At 29.6% G+C, this 17746-nt stretch carries 21 protein-coding genes; 9 read left to right on the top strand and 12 right to left on the bottom strand.

Annotation, left to right across the window (positions count from 1 at the left end; genetic code table 11):
• Positions 1-43 precede the first annotated feature (43 nt).
• The 8 genes from Q0X98_RS00825 (at position 44) to atpC (ending at position 7433) form a co-directional block, all read left to right on the top strand.
• Positions 44-433, top strand: a complete 390-nt coding sequence (locus tag Q0X98_RS00825; protein ID WP_297680514.1) for a hypothetical protein — start codon at positions 44-46, stop codon at positions 431-433.
• A gap of 146 nt (positions 434-579) precedes the next feature.
• On the top strand, positions 580-2535 hold the full coding sequence (priA, locus tag Q0X98_RS00820) for a primosomal protein N' (RefSeq protein ID WP_297680512.1): 1956 nt from the start codon (positions 580-582) through the stop codon (positions 2533-2535).
• A 108-nt stretch (positions 2536-2643) separates the two neighbouring features.
• Positions 2644-2949, top strand: coding sequence for a F0F1 ATP synthase subunit delta (locus Q0X98_RS00815; RefSeq protein ID WP_297680510.1), 306 nt, complete (start codon positions 2644-2646; stop codon positions 2947-2949).
• A complete protein-coding gene (gene atpH / locus Q0X98_RS00810; RefSeq protein WP_297680508.1) occupies positions 2921-3202 on the top strand; it encodes an ATP synthase F1 subunit delta in 282 nt (93 codons plus the stop codon). Before Q0X98_RS00815 ends, atpH begins: the two co-directional genes overlap by 29 nt.
• A complete protein-coding gene (gene atpA, locus Q0X98_RS00805) occupies positions 3203-4738 on the top strand; it encodes a F0F1 ATP synthase subunit alpha (RefSeq protein ID WP_271487867.1) in 1536 nt (511 codons plus the stop codon).
• Between the two features lie 6 nt (positions 4739-4744).
• Positions 4745-5620, top strand: coding sequence for a F0F1 ATP synthase subunit gamma (locus Q0X98_RS00800; RefSeq protein WP_297680505.1), 876 nt, complete (start codon positions 4745-4747; stop codon positions 5618-5620).
• Between the two features lie 2 nt (positions 5621-5622).
• Positions 5623-7041 carry a F0F1 ATP synthase subunit beta gene (atpD, locus tag Q0X98_RS00795; RefSeq protein ID WP_297680503.1) on the top strand — a complete coding sequence of 473 codons (1419 nt, stop codon included), beginning with the start codon at positions 5623-5625 and terminating at the stop codon, positions 7039-7041.
• Complete coding sequence (gene atpC / locus Q0X98_RS00790; RefSeq protein ID WP_297680501.1) at positions 7041-7433, top strand: ATP synthase F1 subunit epsilon; 393 nt, start codon at positions 7041-7043, stop codon at positions 7431-7433. The genes atpD and atpC overlap by 1 nt, the downstream gene beginning before the upstream one ends.
• Here the strand turns inward: atpC and Q0X98_RS00785 are convergent.
• The 12 genes from Q0X98_RS00785 to Q0X98_RS00730 form a co-directional block, all read right to left on the bottom strand.
• Positions 7426-7902: an RNA pyrophosphohydrolase gene (locus Q0X98_RS00785; protein ID WP_297680499.1), complete on the bottom strand. Its 477-nt coding sequence runs from the start codon at positions 7900-7902 to the stop codon at positions 7426-7428. The genes atpC and Q0X98_RS00785 overlap by 8 nt on opposite strands.
• A gap of 1 nt (position 7903) precedes the next feature.
• Complete coding sequence (locus Q0X98_RS00780) at positions 7904-9043, bottom strand: S41 family peptidase (RefSeq protein ID WP_297680497.1); 1140 nt, start codon at positions 9041-9043, stop codon at positions 7904-7906.
• Positions 9040-9390: a ribosome silencing factor gene (gene rsfS, locus Q0X98_RS00775; protein ID WP_297680495.1), complete on the bottom strand. Its 351-nt coding sequence runs from the start codon at positions 9388-9390 to the stop codon at positions 9040-9042. The genes Q0X98_RS00780 and rsfS overlap by 4 nt, the downstream gene beginning before the upstream one ends.
• A gap of 17 nt (positions 9391-9407) precedes the next feature.
• Positions 9408-9914 (bottom strand): nicotinate (nicotinamide) nucleotide adenylyltransferase, encoded by a 507-nt coding sequence (gene nadD / locus Q0X98_RS00770; protein WP_297680493.1) that lies wholly within the window; start codon positions 9912-9914, stop codon positions 9408-9410.
• Between the two features lie 14 nt (positions 9915-9928).
• A complete protein-coding gene (locus Q0X98_RS00765) occupies positions 9929-11179 on the bottom strand; it encodes a glutamate-5-semialdehyde dehydrogenase (RefSeq protein ID WP_320415248.1) in 1251 nt (416 codons plus the stop codon).
• 1 nt (position 11180) lies between these two features.
• Positions 11181-12287 carry a glutamate 5-kinase gene (gene proB, locus Q0X98_RS00760; protein WP_297680489.1) on the bottom strand — a complete coding sequence of 369 codons (1107 nt, stop codon included), beginning with the start codon at positions 12285-12287 and terminating at the stop codon, positions 11181-11183.
• Positions 12277-13260: an Obg family GTPase CgtA gene (gene cgtA / locus Q0X98_RS00755; protein WP_297680487.1), complete on the bottom strand. Its 984-nt coding sequence runs from the start codon at positions 13258-13260 to the stop codon at positions 12277-12279. Before cgtA ends, proB begins: the two co-directional genes overlap by 11 nt.
• Positions 13261-13287: 27 nt before the next feature.
• Positions 13288-13542 carry a 50S ribosomal protein L27 gene (gene rpmA, locus Q0X98_RS00750; protein ID WP_008544325.1) on the bottom strand — a complete coding sequence of 85 codons (255 nt, stop codon included), beginning with the start codon at positions 13540-13542 and terminating at the stop codon, positions 13288-13290.
• A 12-nt stretch (positions 13543-13554) separates the two neighbouring features.
• Positions 13555-13968, bottom strand: a complete 414-nt coding sequence (gene rplU / locus Q0X98_RS00745) for a 50S ribosomal protein L21 (RefSeq protein ID WP_297680480.1) — start codon at positions 13966-13968, stop codon at positions 13555-13557.
• Positions 13969-14033: 65 nt separating this feature from the next.
• A complete protein-coding gene (gene gloB / locus Q0X98_RS00740) occupies positions 14034-14753 on the bottom strand; it encodes a hydroxyacylglutathione hydrolase (protein ID WP_297680478.1) in 720 nt (239 codons plus the stop codon).
• A gap of 1 nt (position 14754) precedes the next feature.
• Complete coding sequence (gene metW, locus Q0X98_RS00735; protein WP_297680476.1) at positions 14755-15351, bottom strand: methionine biosynthesis protein MetW; 597 nt, start codon at positions 15349-15351, stop codon at positions 14755-14757.
• Between the two features lie 2 nt (positions 15352-15353).
• Entirely contained in the window at positions 15354-16472 is a 1119-nt protein-coding gene (locus tag Q0X98_RS00730) for a homoserine O-acetyltransferase (RefSeq protein ID WP_297680474.1), read from the bottom strand.
• A 191-nt stretch (positions 16473-16663) separates the two neighbouring features.
• Here Q0X98_RS00730 and hisC point away from each other — a divergent pair, with 191 nt between their 5' ends.
• Positions 16664-17746, top strand: coding sequence for a histidinol-phosphate transaminase (gene hisC / locus Q0X98_RS00725; RefSeq protein WP_297680472.1), 1083 nt, complete (start codon positions 16664-16666; stop codon positions 17744-17746).

Below are 17746 nucleotides of genomic sequence, written 5' to 3'. Positions count from 1 at the left end.
TAAAAAATTTGAATTTTAAAAATTAAAAAAATATAAATGCAGCATGTTAAAATATATCTTAATACCATTACTAATTATTTTAAACTCATGTGGCACTATTATTAATGATGCTAACGTGCCAGTATCACTTTCCTTTAGTGATGGAAGTTCAGGAAAATGCAAACTATCAAATAAAAGAGCACAATATTTAGTTGATGTTCCATCTACAACAATGATTAGAAGATCTGATGATGCATTAGAATTTGATTGTGAAACAGCAAATGGTATGTACGGTTGGGGAAGCATTCCAAGTAGTATAGAAGGTGAAAAGGTAGCAGCCAGTGTTATTTTTTTAGATTTAGGTATAACAGATGCAATAACAGATAAATCAAGAACTTATCCAGCTAGTTTTGTAATCCCAGTATCTTCAACTGGAAAAGGATTATTTGATTAATGAAGGTTATTGACTTTTGAGATTGATTTAAAAGAATTTCTAAACCATTATAAATAGAAAAGAATAGTTTTATTCTTTTTTAACTAATCTTTAAATAAATACTCTCTTTAAGTATCATTATTAATAAATTTTCATATTATTAAGAAATGAAAGTACCGATTCTTTTACCAAATATATTTAATCATCCTTTTACCTACGAAAGTGATATTAATTTAAAGGTAGGTGATTATGTTGTGGTACCTTTTGGTAAATCTAAAATTACAGGAGTAGTTTGGGATGAATTTGAAAAAAAGAATAATAGAAATTTTAAGATAAAGAATGTTTTAAAAAAACTAAATGTAACACCTTTAAAAAAAACAACTATAAAATTTCTTAATTGGTTTTCTGAATACAATATAATTCCAAAAGGAATGGCCTTAAAATTGGTTTTATTGAGTAGCAATGCTGTAGAAAAAATTCAAGAAGATGTTTTCAAAATTTTTGATACGAATATCAAAAAAAATTCAATAAAGCTTTCTGAAGAGCAAAACAAATCTCTTAAAAAAATGAATGTTTCTAATCAAAAATTTAGAGTTCATGTTCTCCAAGGAACAACCGGTTCAGGAAAAACTATGGTCTATTTTGAAGCTCTTAAAGACATAATAAACAAAGGTTTTCAGGGCTTAATTTTATTACCAGAGATTGGCTTAACAGGTCAATTTGAAAAAAAATTTATAGAATTTTTTGGTTTTACCCCAGCAGTTTGGCACTCTGGTATTACAAAAAAAAAGAAAGAAATTATTTGGAGTGGAATTGCAAATGGAGAAATCAAAGTTGTCATAGGTGCTAGATCATCATTATTTTTACCATTTAAAAAACTAGGTTTAATTATTGTGGATGAAGAACATGATCAATCTTACAAACAAGACGAGGGTGTTACTTATAATGCAAGAGACATGGCTATTTCAAGAGCGTCATTTGAAAATATCCCTATCAATTTAATTACAGCCGTTCCATCAATTGAAACTTATGAAAATATTAAAAAAGGTAAATATAGTATTTCAAAATTAGAAAAACGTTATCAAAATGCCTCATTACCAAATTATGAAATAATTAATCTTAATGAAACAAAATTAGAAAAACAATCTTGGCTTTCAAAAAAAATAATTGAGAAAGTAAATTTTCATCTTGATAAAAATGATCAAGTATTATTTTTTTTAAATAGACGAGGGTTTTCTCCACATGTACTTTGTAACAAATGCTTCAATAGTTACTCGTGTCCTAATTGCTCAATTAATTTAGTTTATCATAAAAAAAAGAATAATTTATTGTGCCATTATTGTGGCTTTAAATCTTCTTTAAAAAGAACTTGTGTAAAAGATGGAGATTGTGAATTTATTTTTAGTGGTCCCGGCGTTGAAAGGATATCAGAGGAAGTTAAAAAAAACTTTCCATTAAAAAAAATTGAAATTTTTTCAAGTGATACAATGAATAAAAAAAGTTCTAGTGAAAAATTAGAAAAAATAATTAACAATGAAGTTCAAATTTTAGTTGGAACTCAGTTAATTTCAAAAGGCTTTCATTTTCCAAGCCTTAATTGTATTGTGGTAGTTGATATTGATCTTTCCTTACAAGGACATGATTTAAGAGGAGCTGAAAAAAACTTACAATTATACCATCAACTTTCTGGACGAGCAGGAAGAACAGGGAAACCTGCAACTGTGTATTTTCAAACTTATAATACTAATACTAAAATGATTTCTGATTTAACAAATAGTAATCCTGATATTTTTCTTGATAGAGAATTGGATATTAGAAGACAAAACAAACTTCCACCATTTCAAAGATTTATCTCTTTAATTTTAACAGGTGACAATGAAGCAAAATTAGAAAAAGAAGCTTTTTATTTTAAAAATTTTATTGAAAAAAAAATTAATGGAAGAGTTCTAGGACCGGTTAGTGCACCAATTTTTAGATTAAAAAGAAAATTTAGAATAAGAATGTTAATTAGGGGCTCAAAATCTCTTAAATTACAGAATTCAATTGCTGAAATTATCCCAAATTACAAATTTTCATCAGGAATAAAACTTTCAGTTGATGTTGATCCAATAAACTTCAATTAACCTTTAAAAAAAGGACTTTTAAACGAATGTGCTACTTGAAGACATAAGGGTCATATGCTAATTAATGCGTGATTTTAAAATAATCTTCAACATAACAGAGGTACCAAGTTGAGCAAAAATAAGGGATTTTCAATAACTTCAGCTGAAAGATATTCTTTAGCTTTGTATGAACTTGCTAGTGAAAACAACGTTCTTTCACAAGTTGAAGACCAATCTTCATCTATCTTAAAGTTGATTTCCTCTAGTAAAGATTTTTCAAATTTGATTAAGGATCCAACAAATAATCAAGATGATCTTTTAAAAGTTATTTATAGCATTTCTGATAATAATAAATTTGAGGAGTTTATTAAAAAAATTTTTAAGTTTTTTAGTTACAAAAAGACGTTTGTTTTATGTAGGACAAATTTTAAATAGTTTTATTGAAACATGTTCTAAAAAAAGAGGAGAATTAAAAGCTGAATTAAAGTCTGCAAAAGAACTATCTAGTGATGAAATTTCTAAAATCACAGATGAGCTTACTAAAAACTTTAGTTCAAAAATAAAATTAAACTACAAACATGACGAAAGTTTAATAGGAGGCTTAGTAGTACAAGTTGGAAGTACTATGGTGGACACCTCAATTAAAAATAAATTACAACAAATCGAAAACAGAATGATAGAGGCATAAATGGAAATAAATCCTTCAGAAGTAACAAAGATACTAAAAGAACAAATTAAAAACTTTGGTGATAAAGCAGAAGTAACCGAAGTTGGGCAAGTACTATCAGTAGGAGATGGTATCGCTAGAATTTATGGTCTTGATAATGTTCAGGCTGGAGAAATGGTTGAGTTTGCTGATGGATCTAAAGGTATGGCCTTAAACTTAGAAAGTGAAAACGTTGGGGTTGTAATTTTTGGAGATGACAGAAATATTAAAGAAGGTGATACAGTTAAAAGAACTGGAAATATTGTTGACACTCCAGTTGGAAAAGAATTATTAGGTAGAGTTGTTGATGGATTAGGAAATCCAATTGATGGCAAAGGTCCATTAGATAAAAGTGTTAAAAAAAGTAGAGTTGAAGTTAAGGCTCCTGGAATTATTCCAAGACAGTCAGTTAGTGAACCTATGCAGACAGGTCTAAAATCTATCGATAGTTTGGTTCCAGTTGGAAGAGGTCAACGTGAATTAATTATTGGTGACAGACAGACTGGTAAAACTGCAGTTGCAATCGATGCAATTATCAACCAAAAGAAAATCAATGAGTCTGGCGATGAGAAACAAAAACTTTATTGTATTTATGTTGCGATTGGTCAGAAAAGATCAACTGTAAGACAAATTCAAAAAACACTAGAAGAGGCTGGAGCAATGGAGTACACAACAATCGTTGCTGCAACAGCATCAGACTCTGCACCACTTCAGTTTTTAGCACCTTACACAGGGTGTACAATGGGTGAATATTTCAGAGATAACGGAATGCATGGATTAATTATTTATGATGATTTATCTAAGCAGGCTGTAGCTTATAGACAAATGTCTCTATTATTAAGAAGACCTCCAGGACGTGAAGCTTACCCTGGTGACGTATTCTATCTTCACAGTAGATTGTTAGAAAGAGCAGCTAAGTTAAGTGATGAACATGGTGGAGGTTCGTTAACAGCACTTCCAATTATTGAAACACAAGGTGGTGATGTATCAGCATTTATTCCAACCAATGTGATTTCAATTACTGATGGTCAAATTTTCCTAGAAACTGAACTTTTTAACCAAGGGATTAGACCAGCAATTAACGTTGGACTATCTGTCTCTAGAGTAGGTTCTTCAGCACAAACAAAAGCGATGAAAAAAGTTTCTGGATCAATGAAATTGGAATTAGCCCAATATAGAGAAATGGCTGCTTTTGCTCAATTTGGTTCTGATTTAGATGCTTCAACACAGCAACTTTTAAACAGAGGTTCAAAATTAACTGAACTTCTTAAACAAAAACAATATTCACCAATGACAGTAGCTGAACAAGTAATTTCAGTTTTCTGTGGTGTTAAAGGTTACTTGGATGATATTGAATTAAAAGATATTGCTGAGTTTGAAAACAAAATCATTGAAAAATGTAAGTCTGATAAACCTGAAATAATTGATTCAATTCAAAGTTCAGGCAAACTTGAAGATGATAAAGAAAAATTACTAATCGAAGTAATTACTCAATTAAAGGAAAACTTTAAATCTTAATTCATTATGGCAAGTTTAGACGACCTTAAAAAAAGAATAGCTAGTGTAAAGTCTACACAGAAGATTACAAAAGCTATGAAGATGGTAGCGGCAGCAAAACTTAGAAGAGCTCAAGAAAGTGCTGAGAAGGGAAGGCCTTATTCAGAAAAAATGAATAATATAATTCTAAATCTTTCTAGTGGGATTTCGGACAAAGAAAATGCTCCAAAATTATTATCTGGGTCAGGTAATGATAAAGTGCATCTTTGTGTTGTGATGACTTCTGACAGAGGTTTATGTGGTGGTTTTAATTCAAATATAATTAAAAAAGCCAAAAGTTATTTTGCAAAACTTGCAGAAGATGGAAAAGAATTAAAGATCATCACTGTAGGTTCAAAGGGTAATGATCAACTTAAAAGAGCTTACGGTGATAAAATAATTGCAAATATTTCATTTAAAGATTCTAAACACACTAATTACTTTGATGCTGATAAAGTTGGCAAAATGGTAATTGAAAAATTTGGTGCTGAAGAGTTTGATGTTTGTACTGTTTTTTATAACCAATTTAAAAATGTAATTACGCAAATTCCTCAAGCACAACAAATAATTCCATTAAATGTTGAAAATTCAGAGGAAGATAAATCTGAGGACAGTTATGAGTTTGAACCAGATGAAGATGAGATTTTAAGCAATTTATTGCCAAAAAATATTTCAACACAAATATTTAAGGCAATGTTAGAGAATTCAGCTAGTGAACAGGGCTCAAGAATGAGTGCAATGGATAATGCAACCCGAAACGCAGGTGAAATGGTTGATAAGCTTACTATTCAGTATAATAGAAGTCGTCAGGCAGCAATTACTAAAGAACTAATAGAAATCATATCAGGAGCAGAGAGTTTATAATTATGAGCAAAGGAAAAATCACACAGATCATTGGAGCAGTAGTAGACGTAAAATTTAATGAAGATCTTCCAGAAATTTTATCAGCATTAGAGTGTAAAAATGGAGACAATAGACTAGTTTTAGAAGTTGCTCAACATTTAGGAGAATCTACTGTTAGAACAATTGCAATGGATGCTACTGAAGGGTTAAAGAGAGGTGACGAGGTTACAAATACTAAAGCACCTATCCAAGTTCCAGTAGGTCCAGAAACATTAGGAAGAATTATAAACGTTATTGGTGAACCTATTGATGAAAGAGGTGAAGTAAAAACGAAAGAAAAGTGGCCGATACACAGATCAGCTCCTGAATTTAGTGATCAGTCAACAGAAACAGAAATATTAGTTACAGGAATTAAGGTAGTAGATTTATTGGCACCATATGCAAAAGGTGGAAAAATTGGTCTATTCGGTGGAGCTGGAGTTGGAAAAACAGTTTTGATTATGGAATTAATTAACAACGTTGCAAAAGCACATGGTGGTTTCTCAGTTTTTGCTGGTGTTGGGGAAAGAACTAGAGAAGGAAATGACTTATACCATGAGATGATAGATTCAGGTGTAATCAAGAAAGATGGAGCTGGATCTAAAGCTGCACTAGTTTATGGACAAATGAACGAACCTCCTGGAGCCAGAGCCAGAGTTGCTCTTACAGGATTAACTGTAGCTGAGTATTTTAGAGATCAAGAAGGACAAGACGTTCTTTTTTTTGTAGATAACATTTTTAGATTTACACAAGCAGGTTCAGAGGTGTCAGCCCTATTGGGAAGAATACCATCAGCTGTTGGTTATCAGCCTACACTTGCAACTGATATGGGTAACCTTCAAGAAAGAATTACTACAACTAACAAAGGATCAATTACATCAGTACAAGCAATTTATGTACCAGCTGATGACTTAACTGACCCTGCGCCAGCAACTTCATTTGCTCACTTGGATGCAACTACCGTTCTTTCAAGACAAATTGCAGAGATCGGTATTTATCCTGCAGTTGACCCACTTGATTCTACTTCAAGAATTTTGGATCCTAGAATAGTTGGTGATGAGCATTATAGAGTTGCAAGAGAAGTTCAAAAAATCTTACAAACTTATAAATCTTTACAAGATATTATTGCCATTTTAGGTATGGATGAATTATCTGAAGAAGATAAATTAGTTGTAGCTAGAGCTAGAAAAATACAAAGATTCTTATCTCAACCATTCTTTGTTGCGGAAGTATTTACTGGATCTCCAGGGAAACTAGTTGATTTAGATTCAACAATAAAAGGTTTCGCTGCAATTTGTAAAGGTGATTATGATCATCTTCCAGAAGCAGCTTTTTATATGGTTGGAACTATAGAAGAAGCGATAGAAAAAGCTGATAAAATGGCCAAGGAAGCTGCTGCTTAATGAGTGAAGAGTTTAAGATAGAGATAGTAAATCCAGAAAAATCTTTTTTGATTAAAGAAGATGTTTCAGAGGTTGTTGTACCTGCTTTTGAAGGTGAGATGGGAATACTGAAAGATCATATTTCTATCATTTCATTTTTAAAGCCAGGTATTATTAAGATTTTATCAAAATCTGGAGATGAAAATTATTATGTTGAGGATGGGATTGTTGAATTTAAAAATAATAACTTATCAATTCTAACTAGCTCAATATTTAATCTTACAGATTTAGATAAATCTAAACAGCAAGATTTATTAAAATTAGCTGAAGAGGATGCAAATAATCCTGAAATAAATGACCAATCTAAGTATTTAGTTGATCAAAAAATTGAAGTATTAAAATCTATTAATTAATAATTTTTTTAACTTTTTCTTGAAGCTCTTTATAAACGTGTAGTTTAAAATCGACTACAACTTCTGTGATTTGATCAAGATCTATCCATTTCCAATCTAAAAACTCTGGGTTTTTAGTTTTAATATTAATCTCTTTTTCATCTCCAACAAATTTCATTAAAAACCATTTTTGTTTTTGGCCTTTATATTTACCTTTCCAAATAATTCCTAGTAAACGATCAGGAAGTTCATAGGTAATTGTGCCATCTAATTCTTTAATTAACTCAACACTTTTAACACTAGTTTCTTCTTCTAGCTCTCTGAAGGCTGCTTTTAAAAAATCTTCTCCTTCATCAACACCCCCTTGAGGCATTTGCCAAAATTTTTTTGCATTATCAATTCTTCTTGCAACAAAAACTTTATTTTCATCATTTAATAAAATTATTCCTACCCCAGTTCTTAGCGGTAATTCGCTGAAATTTTTATTCATGTTAACCGTTTAGTAGTTTTATGGCGTAATTTAATTGATTATCTGTATCAGTTTTAATTCTAAATTCATCACCTTCTTCATTCACTTCAATATCTGGTCTTACTCCAACCTCAGATATAGATTTTCCAGAAGGCAGGTAATATTTTGAAACTGTTAATCTTATAGCTCCCTTATTTTTTAAGGGAATTATTGATTGTACAGATCCTTTACCGTAACTGTTTTCACCAACTATAATTGCTCTTTTATGGTCTTTAAGAGCACCAGCCACAATTTCTGATGCTGATGCAGAACCATAGTTGATCAGCACTACTAAAGTTTTTCCTTCAGTAATATCTCCTTTACGTGCAAACCATTTTCTGTTGTCTGATTTTTTTCTACTTTTTGTTGATACTATTTCTCCATTATCAAGAAAGAAGTCAGAAATTTTTATTGCTTGAGATAATAACCCTCCAGGATTATTTCTGAGATCTAATATGAATGCTTTTAAATTTTCATTCTCTTTTAATTTTTTAATTTTTTTTTTAATTTGATTACTACTATTGTCGTTAAAAGAGGTTAGTCTGATGTATCCAATATTATTTTCCAAAAGGTCTGATTTAACAGATTGAACTTCAATTATTTCTCTTGTTATGTTGAAGGTGAGAGCTTTTTTTACTCCACGACGCCTTACTGTAAGCTCAATATCAGTACCTACCAAGCCTCTCATTAGATCAACCGCTTCACTCAATGATTTTCCTTGAACCTGAACACTATCTATTTTTACAATAAAGTCTCCAGCTTTAATTCCTGCTTTTGATGCAGGAGTATCATCTATAGGAGTAATAACTTTTACAACACCAGCTTCCATACTGACTTCAATTCCAAGGCCACCAAACTCACCTCTTGTTTCTGTTTGCATTTCCTGAAATATTTCTGGTGACATATAAGATGAATAGGGATCAAGTGACTGAAGAAGACCATTGATAGCTGAGTCCATACTTTCAGACTGATTAATTTCATCTACATATTCTTTGTTTATTTTTTCGAGAACTTCACCAAATAGGTCAATTTTTTTATAAATATCTATTTCGGCTGAGTTTATTGAATGTGAGAAAATAAAAGATGATAAGAAAATTATCAAATAAAGTTGAATTTTTTTCATATAATAACTTTTTCTTTTGGAATTAGTTCTGACCAAATTTTCTCAAGCTCATAAAACTTTCTTTTTTCTGGATGAAAGATATGTACAATTAAATCAATACCATCAACCAGTTTCCATTCATTACTTTCTTTACCTTCTATTTTTGAATTTTTAATGCCATTAGCTTTTAACTTTTCTAAAACTTGTTCAGATAAAGATTGAATATGTCTTGAAGAAGTACCGCTTGCAATTATCATATAATCAGCCATCGAACTTTTATCTTTAAGATCAATAGTGACAATATCTTGTGCTTTGTTGAGATCCAGTGTGTTAATTACCACTGATTTAAGATCTGAAATTTTATCCATTAATTACAGTTAGACTATCAAATTTTTCTTAATTGAGAAGATGAAATGTTGACTTTTTTAAACTCTACAAAAGTAAGAGTTTTATTATTGAGTCTCTTAAATGTCTTTGATTTTAAAGAATTTTTTTTATAACCATGACGATCAAATACAACGATATTACATTTTTGTGAAATTAATTTTGATTTATACCATTTGTGAAAGTTAATTAGGTTATCTGCTCCCATTAAAAAAAAAATTTCAATATTTTTATTTTTTTTAAGATGGTTTATTAAGTCAATAGTCTTATTAGATTTAATAATATTTTCATAAAATTTTACTTTTATAAAAGAGTTTAATCCTATTATTTTTTTACAATCTTTTGTTCTTTTAGATATCGGTGTTTTGCTTTTAGTTTTCAGAGGATTTTTTTTAGTAACTGCCCAAATAATTTTTTCAAGTTTAAATCTTCTTTTAGCTTCCTTGGATATTGCCAAATGACCTTTGTGAGCTGGATCAAATGAACCTCCTAAAATTCCAATTTTCATTTTCTATATATAATTTATTTTCTTATTTTTCCTTTACTTGATATTTCGTATTTATATGAAACTAATTGCTCTAAACCAACAGGGCCTCTTGGAGGAATTGTATTTGTTGATATACCCACTTCTCCACCAAACCCAAATTCACCACCATCTGCAAATTGTGTTGATGTATTGTGCATTGCAATAGAGCTTTTAACATTTTTTAAAAACTTACTAGCTGTTTTTTTATTTTTAGTAATAATTGAGTCGGTATGCATCGTTCCATATTTGTTTATATGATTGATAGCTTCATCAGAACTTTTAACAACTTTAACTGATACAGCAGCTGTTAAATATTCTGTAGACCAATCTTTTTCTTTAGCTGGATAAACTTTACCTTTGTAATTTTTTCTTATGATATTGTCGCCGTATATTTTACAATTCTCATTCTCAAGTCTTTTTAAAATTGGATTACAAAATTTTTTAACTATTTTTTCATGAAGTAAAATAGTTTCAGTTGCACCACAAATAGCTGTATTTCTTAATTTTGCATTATAAATGATATTTGATGCCATATTTAATTCTGCATCTTTATCAATGAATGTGTGGCAGATACCTTCCAGGTGGCCGATTATAGGGACTGTTGAAAACTCTTGAACTCTTTTAACTAAATTTTTTCCTCCTCTAGGAATTATTACATCAATGTATTGTTTCATTTTTGAAAGCATAATGTCGACCATTTTTCTATCCGTAGAGTCTACAAATTGAATATAATTTTCATCAACATTATGTTTTTTAAGAGCTTGTCGAAATAATTTTGCCAATATTCTATTGGTGTTTATAGCTTCTGATCCACCTTTTAGAATTACAGCATTACCAGATTTAAAACATAGACCTGCTACATCAGATGTTACATTGGGTCTACTTTCAAAAATAACACCAATTACACCAATTGGTATTGTTACTCTTTTTATATTTAATCCGTTTGGTCTACTCCATTTTTTTAGAGTTACGTTTACAGGATCTTTTAGTTTTGAAATTTTAATGACAGAATCTTTGATATTTTTGAGTTTTACTTTATCAATTTGAAGTCTGTTAATTAGATTTTCTTTAATTCCTTTACTTTTAGCAAATTTAATATCTTTTAAGTTTTCTCTTAAAATCGATTTATTTTCTCTATCAAGTAATTTAGCGTAAAGAATTAAAACTTTATTTTTAGTATCTAAATTAATTTTTTTTTCAGAAGCCTTTCTGCTTTTAATACCTATTAAGTTCATTATTTTAATCATTCTAAATTTCTACCATATCATCTTTGTGAATAACTTCTGATTTTGCAACGTAACCTAATAATTTTTCAATTTGATTTGAATGATGACCCATAATTTTAACTATTTCGTCAGATGTAAAGGAACTTAAACCTCTTGCACATTCGTTGTTTTTTTTATCTAGGATTTTTACATGATCCCCTTTGCTAAATTTTCCTGAGATTTTTTTAATTCCAGCAGCTAATAAGCTTTTTCCTGATCTTAAAGCTTTTTTCGCACCATCATCAATTATAATTGATCCTTTTGGTGCAACAGAACTTATGATCCATTTTTTTCTAGCATCAAGCTTTGAAACTTTAGAATTAAACCATGTACAATTATTTTTTTCATTAATCATTGAAATAGGGTTTAAGTTTAGTCCATTTGCTATAACCATATTACAGCCTGCTAATTGACAAATTTTTGCTGCTTCAATTTTAGTTTCCATTCCACCACTACCATATTCATTAACACCCTTAATATTAATTTCTTTTAAATCTTTTTTTAAATTATTTACATTTTTGATTAATTTTGCATCTTTATAAATTTTTGGATTTTTTGTGTAAAGACCATTTACATCTGAAAGAAGAATTAAAGTGTCAGCATCTGAAATTTGTGCAACTCTAGACGCCAGTCTATCATTATCACCATATTTTATCTCAGTTGTGGCTATTGTATCATTTTCATTAACGATTGGAATAAAACCTAAATCAAATAAATTTTCAAAAGTTCTTTTAGCATTTAAAGATCTTCTTCTTTCTTCTGTATCTTCAAGGGTTAATAGAATTTGTGATATATTTAGCTTATATTTTGTAAATGTTTGAGAAAATAAGTTCATCAGCTCGATTTGTCCGATTGAAGCTATAGCTTGGCTCTTATCAAGTTTAATTGTTTTTTTATTTATATTCATTTTTTTACATCCAAGCGCTATTGCACCTGAACTTACAATCACTACTTTTTGATTTTTATCTTTTAATTTTTTGATATCTTTTGCAAAACTAGAAAGCCATTTTTTTCTAATCTTTTTATTACTATCAACGAGAAGTGAAGATCCTATTTTGACAACAATTATTTTAGAATTTTTAAGAGACATATGACAATAGTTTAGCTTTAATTTTAGATATAGAGTCTTTTTCTAATGTTGTCATAGTCATTATTTCACAGCTTTTGTCTTTTGAGAAATAATCAATTACATCTTTGACGGTATCTTCATCTACTAAATCTATTTTATTAAGCACTACAAGCTCTTTTTTATCAATTAATTTTGAGCTGTAACTTTTTAATTCATTTTTAACTTGCTCGTAAGACTCATTTAAATCTAAGTTAGTAATATCTATAAGATGCAATAATGATTTGCATCTTTCTATATGTTTTAAAAACTGTATACCAAGACCAACGCCTTCATGAGCTCCCTCTACAAGCCCTGGAATATCTGCAATAGTAATTTCCTTATCATCATAAGACGCAACTCCTAAATTCGGATTTAAAGTAGTAAATCTATAATTTGCGATTTTTGGATTTGCGTTTGTTATAGCAGCTAACAAACTTGATTTTCCAGCATTTGGTAAGCCAATTATTCCAATGTCAGCAATTGTTTTTAATTGAAGCCAAACTGTAAACTCTTCTCCAATTCCACCTTTGGTAAATTTTCTAGGGGCTCTATTTGTAGAACTTTTAAACCTAGTATTTCCAAGTCCACCTTTACCACCAATAGCAACAACAAACTCTTCTCCTCTTTTATTAAAATCAAATAGTAAAGTTTTATTGTCTTCTTCAAAAACTTGAGTTCCAAGAGGCACTTTTAAAAATGAGTCGTCACCCCCTTTTCCTGTACGATTTTGTCCAGCACCATTTTCTCCTCGTTGTGCCTTATGATGTTGTTGATATCTATAATCTATAAGTGTGTTAAGATTTTCCTCAGCTTTTAAAATTATTGATCCACCTTTTCCCCCATCACCTCCATCGGGGCCTCCATATTCAACATATTTTTCTCTTCTGAAGCTTGGTGAGCCATCACCACCGTTTCCAGCTTTAATATAAATTTTTACTTGATCTAGGAATTTCATAATACAACATCTATTTAAGTTGTACTATTAATTGGGCTTTACTGAAACGAAAGTTCTATCTGCTTTAGATTTTTTGAATACAACTTTACCTTTTACAACTGAAAAAATAGAATGATCTTTACCCATTCCTACATTTTCGCCAGGAAAAATTTTAGTTCCTCTTTGTCTTACAATTATATTTCCAGGTATTACTGTCTCACCACCATACTTTTTAACACCAAGTCTTCGCCCAGCACTATCTCGTCCGTTTCTCGATGATCCACCTGCTTTTTTTGTTGCCATAACTTACCTAATTTATTTATTTACCACTTCTGTTTTTGGTTTAACTTCAGCTTCAACTTTTTTAGTTGGTTTAACCATTTTTTCTGCCTCAGATAAAACTTTACCATCTTTAGAAAAAATTTTGTTAATCCTAATCATTGTGTGTTCTTGTCTATGACCATTTTTTCTTCTTGAATTATGTCTTCTTCTTTTTTTGAAGATTAAAATTGTTCTGTCTTTACCATTTTTGATTAAATCAGCTTCTACTTTAGCACCTTCAACATGTGGAGTACCTATCTCTATAGATTTATCATCTCCATATGCAAGTATTTCGTTGAATTCTATCTTAGACTCAGGTTTTGAGTCTGGTAATTTTTCAATTTTCAGGATTTCACCAGCTTTTACTTTATACTGCTTTCCACCTGTTTTTATTATAGCGTATGACATAGTAAGAATTTAAATTTAAGTTACCGCAATATAGTTGTAGCAAGGTTTTAGTCAAGTCGAATTAACTAGAAATTATCCTTTAAATCTCTCAATTTTGAAAAGGATTCAACGTTTTTTGCTCTTAAAAATATATTGCATTCTATTTCATCTTTGACACTAGAGGGGATAGTGGGCAGATTTTTTTTAAGCTTTTCATTAATTATTGATATTTTATTTTGTAAATTTACATTTTCAGGCTCATGTTTGATGCAAAACTTAGAGTTTTGAAGTGTGTATTCATGTCCACAATAAATTTTAGTGTCCTCAGGAAGGCTTTTTATTTTTCCTAAAGAGTTAAACATTTCTTGATGAGTGCCTTCAAAAATTTTTCCACAACCAAGAGAAAATAGTGTGTCACCAGTAAAGATTAGTTTTTCTCTAAAAAAATGAAAACTAATATGACCTGTTGTATGGCCAGGTACATGAATAATTTTTGCCTCAAAGTTATCAGCTTTCCAAATTTGACCATCCTCAACTAAAACTTGGATCTTTGGAATTCTATTAGCATCATCTTTATAGCCAACTACGATTGAATTATATCTATTTTTTAGATCTATGTTTCCTCCGATATGATCAAAATGATGATGTGTATTTAGAATATATTTTAGAGCAATATTTTCTCTTTCAATAAAATTAATAATTGGTTCAGCTTCACTTGGGTCAATAACACATGCTGTATTATTAGATTCATCAATTATTAAATAACTGTAATTATCTTTTAAGCAGGGAATTATTTCTATTCTCATATTATTTTTCAATTAAAAATATACCGAGATCAGCAAATAAATTTTTAATACCTAAATTAGTATCACTAATTGAGGATATGTTTTCATTGTTTAGAGCTATCGATTTGAAAATTTTAAAATTTCTAGATTTTACAAAATGAACAAAATCTTTAATTGTACACATATGTAAATTCGGAGTGTTGTACCACTCATCAGGCAATGTTTTGGTTATAGGCATTGTTCCTTTAGTTAATAAATGAAGTCTAATTTTCCAATAACCAAAATTGGGTATGGTAACTATTGCTTTTTTTCCAACTCTTAATAATTCATTTATTACTAGTTCAGGATTTAAAAATGCCTGAAGTGTTTGACTTAAAACAACATAATCAAAAGATTTGTCAGGAAATTGCATTAAATCTTTCTCAGCATTTCCCTCAATTACCGTTAGACCTTTTGCTATACATTTTTGTACCTTATCTTTTGAGATTTCTAATCCTCTAATGTTAATATTCTTATTATCTTTTAAAAATTTCATTAGAGTGCCATCTGCACATCCAACATCTAAAACTTTTTTATCTTTTTCAATTAAATCAGCAATAACTTTAAATTCATTTTTCATAACTAATTATCTGTATAAGATTTTTCTAAAAAATTTTTAAGAGCACTAAGAAAGTCTGGAACATCAAGCAAGAAAGAGTCATGTCCTTTGTCTGACTCGATTTCAACAAAACCCACATCAGCACCAATAGAGTTTAAAGCAATTACGATATCTTTATTTTCCTGAGTAGGGTAAAGCCAATCTGATGTAAAAGATATTATGAAAAATTTAGCTTTGGTTTCTTTAAAAGCATCTGATAAATTTCCGTTAAATTGTTTAGCTAAATCAAAATAATCCATAGCTCTTGTGATATAAAGGTAACTATTTGCATCAAATCTATCTACAAAAACTGAACCTTGATATCTCAAGTAACTTTCAATTTGAAAATCAGCGTCAAATCCAAATTTAAGATCTTCTCTTTCTTGTAATTTTCTACCAAATTTTTCTTGGAGGCCTTTTTTTGAAAGATATGTGATATGCGCAGCCATTCTTGCAACTGCCAAACCTTTATTGGGTATAGTATCTTTAGAATTATAATCTCCTCCATTCCAATTAGTATCTGCAGCAATCGCTTGTCTCCCAAGTTCATTAAATGCAATATTTTGTGCTGAATGATTTGAGGTACACGCAATAGGAATTACAGTTTTAGCCTTATCTGGAAAATTACTAATAAATTGTAGAACTTGCATTCCACCCATTGATCCTCCCACAATAGAAAAAAGTTTTTCTATACCAAAGTGATCTAGTAAATTATTCTGAGCATTTACCATGTCATTAATCGTGATTACAGGAAAATTAGTACCAAAAACCTTTTGTGTATTTGGATCTTTGTGACTTGGCCCAAATGAGCCGAGGCATCCACCAATCACATTTGAGCAGATTACAAAATATTTGTTTGTATCAATCGCCTTATCAGGACCTACAGCATAAGACCACCAGCCATCTTTATTTGTAATTGGATTTAAGCCTGTTACAAATTGGTCTCCTGTAAGTGCATGAAAAACTAAAATAGCGTTATCTTTTTCTTCATTTAAAGTTCCATAGGTTTCGTATGCAATTGGAAAATCATTAATTGTTTTTCCACAATCGAGTTTAAGTGGTTTTTTAACTATTAAAGTTTTTAAGTTTAATTCCTTATTCATAATAAAAGCCATTATTTGAATTGAGAGAAAAAAAACAATTTTAGCGGTTTTTTTTAAGCGCTCGCAATTCAGTTAAATCAGCGCATAAATTTTGTACTAGATGTTATTTATTATGTCAATTTTTTTAAAAAATGTCTTATTCTATGTAAAAATTTATAATTTTATCTATAAAGAACTCATAAATTAAAAATATGACCACTCCAAAATTTAAAAATTTTAATATTGAGCCTTACAAACCTGGTAAATCCAAAATTAAAAAACTAAAAAAAATAATTAAATTATCAGCAAATGAGTCAGCTTTGGGAATGAGCTCTAAAGCAACCAAGATAATATCTAATAAAGGGTTAAATTTAGAGAGATATCCAGATGGTAAATCTTATAGTTTAAGAAAAGAAATATCAAAAAAATTTAAATGTGATCCAGATAAAATTATATGTGGAGCAGGTTCAGATGAAGTTATTCAAATGATCTGTCAATTATTTTTAAAGCCAAAAGATGAAGTTGTAGTTCCAGAATACAGTTTTCTAATGTACAGAATTTATGCAAATATTGTTGATGCAAAGGTTAAATTTGCTAAAGAAATTAACTATAAAATTTCAAATATTGAGATACTCAAAAAAGTAACAAAAAATACAAAAATAGTTTTCCTTGCTAACCCTAATAATCCCACTGGAACTTATTTGACAAAAAAAGAGATACTAGAACTTAGAAAAAAATTGAACAAAAATGTTTTATTGGTGGTAGACGATGCTTACGCAGAATATATGATAAATTCTGACTACAAATCAGGATTAGATTTGTTTAAAAACAAAGATAATGTTTTTGTATTAAGAACATTCTCTAAAATATTTGGACTAGCTTCCTTACGGGTTGGGTGGGGATATGGATCCAAAAAAATAATAAATGCATTAAATGTTATAAAACCTCCATTTAATGTTAGTCATATCGGACAAATGGCAGCAACTGAGTCACTTAAGGATCAAAAGTTTATTAAGCGCTCAATAAAACATAACTTATATTATGCAGAAAAGTTAAAATCCTTTCTTGAAAAATACGAAATTTTTTCAAATCCAATTTCTGCAAATTTTTTATTTTTAGATTTTGAAAAATGCAAATATACAGCAAGATATTTTTATGAAAGATTAAAAATAAAAGGAATTATTTTAAGATCTACAGAAGATGGTTATCACATTAAAAATAAATTAAGATTAACTATTGGATCTAAAAATGAAAATTTAGCATTTATGAATGCTGTGAAAAAAATATTAAATTAA

It is taken from the genome of uncultured Candidatus Pelagibacter sp. (genome assembly GCF_943788075.1).
Taxonomy (GTDB): Bacteria; Pseudomonadota; Alphaproteobacteria; order Pelagibacterales; family Pelagibacteraceae; genus Pelagibacter.
The sequence above is the reverse complement of the archived record's forward strand: the minus strand, read 5'-3'. Positions and strand labels throughout refer to the sequence as shown.

What these genes read in the sequence shown, in the direction of transcription:
- Q0X98_RS00825 (WP_297680514.1), top strand. Translation starts at nt 44, where the DNA reads ATGTTAAAATATATCTTAATACCATTACTAATTATTTTAAACTCATGT.
- priA (WP_297680512.1), top strand. Translation starts at nt 580, where the DNA reads ATGAAAGTACCGATTCTTTTACCAAATATATTTAATCATCCTTTTACC.
- atpA (WP_271487867.1), top strand. Translation starts at nt 3,203, where the DNA reads ATGGAAATAAATCCTTCAGAAGTAACAAAGATACTAAAAGAACAAATT.
- Q0X98_RS00800 (WP_297680505.1), top strand. Translation starts at nt 4,745, where the DNA reads ATGGCAAGTTTAGACGACCTTAAAAAAAGAATAGCTAGTGTAAAGTCT.
- atpD (WP_297680503.1), top strand. Translation starts at nt 5,623, where the DNA reads ATGAGCAAAGGAAAAATCACACAGATCATTGGAGCAGTAGTAGACGTA.
- atpC (WP_297680501.1), top strand. Translation starts at nt 7,041, where the DNA reads ATGAGTGAAGAGTTTAAGATAGAGATAGTAAATCCAGAAAAATCTTTT.
- Q0X98_RS00785 (WP_297680499.1), bottom strand. Translation starts at nt 7,902, where the DNA reads ATGAATAAAAATTTCAGCGAATTACCGCTAAGAACTGGGGTAGGAATA.
- Q0X98_RS00780 (WP_297680497.1), bottom strand. Translation starts at nt 9,043, where the DNA reads ATGAAAAAAATTCAACTTTATTTGATAATTTTCTTATCATCTTTTATT.
- rsfS (WP_297680495.1), bottom strand. Translation starts at nt 9,390, where the DNA reads ATGGATAAAATTTCAGATCTTAAATCAGTGGTAATTAACACACTGGAT.
- nadD (WP_297680493.1), bottom strand. Translation starts at nt 9,914, where the DNA reads ATGAAAATTGGAATTTTAGGAGGTTCATTTGATCCAGCTCACAAAGGT.
- Q0X98_RS00765 (WP_320415248.1), bottom strand. Translation starts at nt 11,179, where the DNA reads ATGATTAAAATAATGAACTTAATAGGTATTAAAAGCAGAAAGGCTTCT.
- proB (WP_297680489.1), bottom strand. Translation starts at nt 12,287, where the DNA reads ATGTCTCTTAAAAATTCTAAAATAATTGTTGTCAAAATAGGATCTTCA.
- cgtA (WP_297680487.1), bottom strand. Translation starts at nt 13,260, where the DNA reads ATGAAATTCCTAGATCAAGTAAAAATTTATATTAAAGCTGGAAACGGT.
- rpmA (WP_008544325.1), bottom strand. Translation starts at nt 13,542, where the DNA reads ATGGCAACAAAAAAAGCAGGTGGATCATCGAGAAACGGACGAGATAGT.
- rplU (WP_297680480.1), bottom strand. Translation starts at nt 13,968, where the DNA reads ATGTCATACGCTATAATAAAAACAGGTGGAAAGCAGTATAAAGTAAAA.
- gloB (WP_297680478.1), bottom strand. Translation starts at nt 14,753, where the DNA reads ATGAGAATAGAAATAATTCCCTGCTTAAAAGATAATTACAGTTATTTA.
- metW (WP_297680476.1), bottom strand. Translation starts at nt 15,351, where the DNA reads ATGAAAAATGAATTTAAAGTTATTGCTGATTTAATTGAAAAAGATAAA.
- Q0X98_RS00730 (WP_297680474.1), bottom strand. Translation starts at nt 16,472, where the DNA reads ATGAATAAGGAATTAAACTTAAAAACTTTAATAGTTAAAAAACCACTT.
- hisC (WP_297680472.1), top strand. Translation starts at nt 16,664, where the DNA reads ATGACCACTCCAAAATTTAAAAATTTTAATATTGAGCCTTACAAACCT.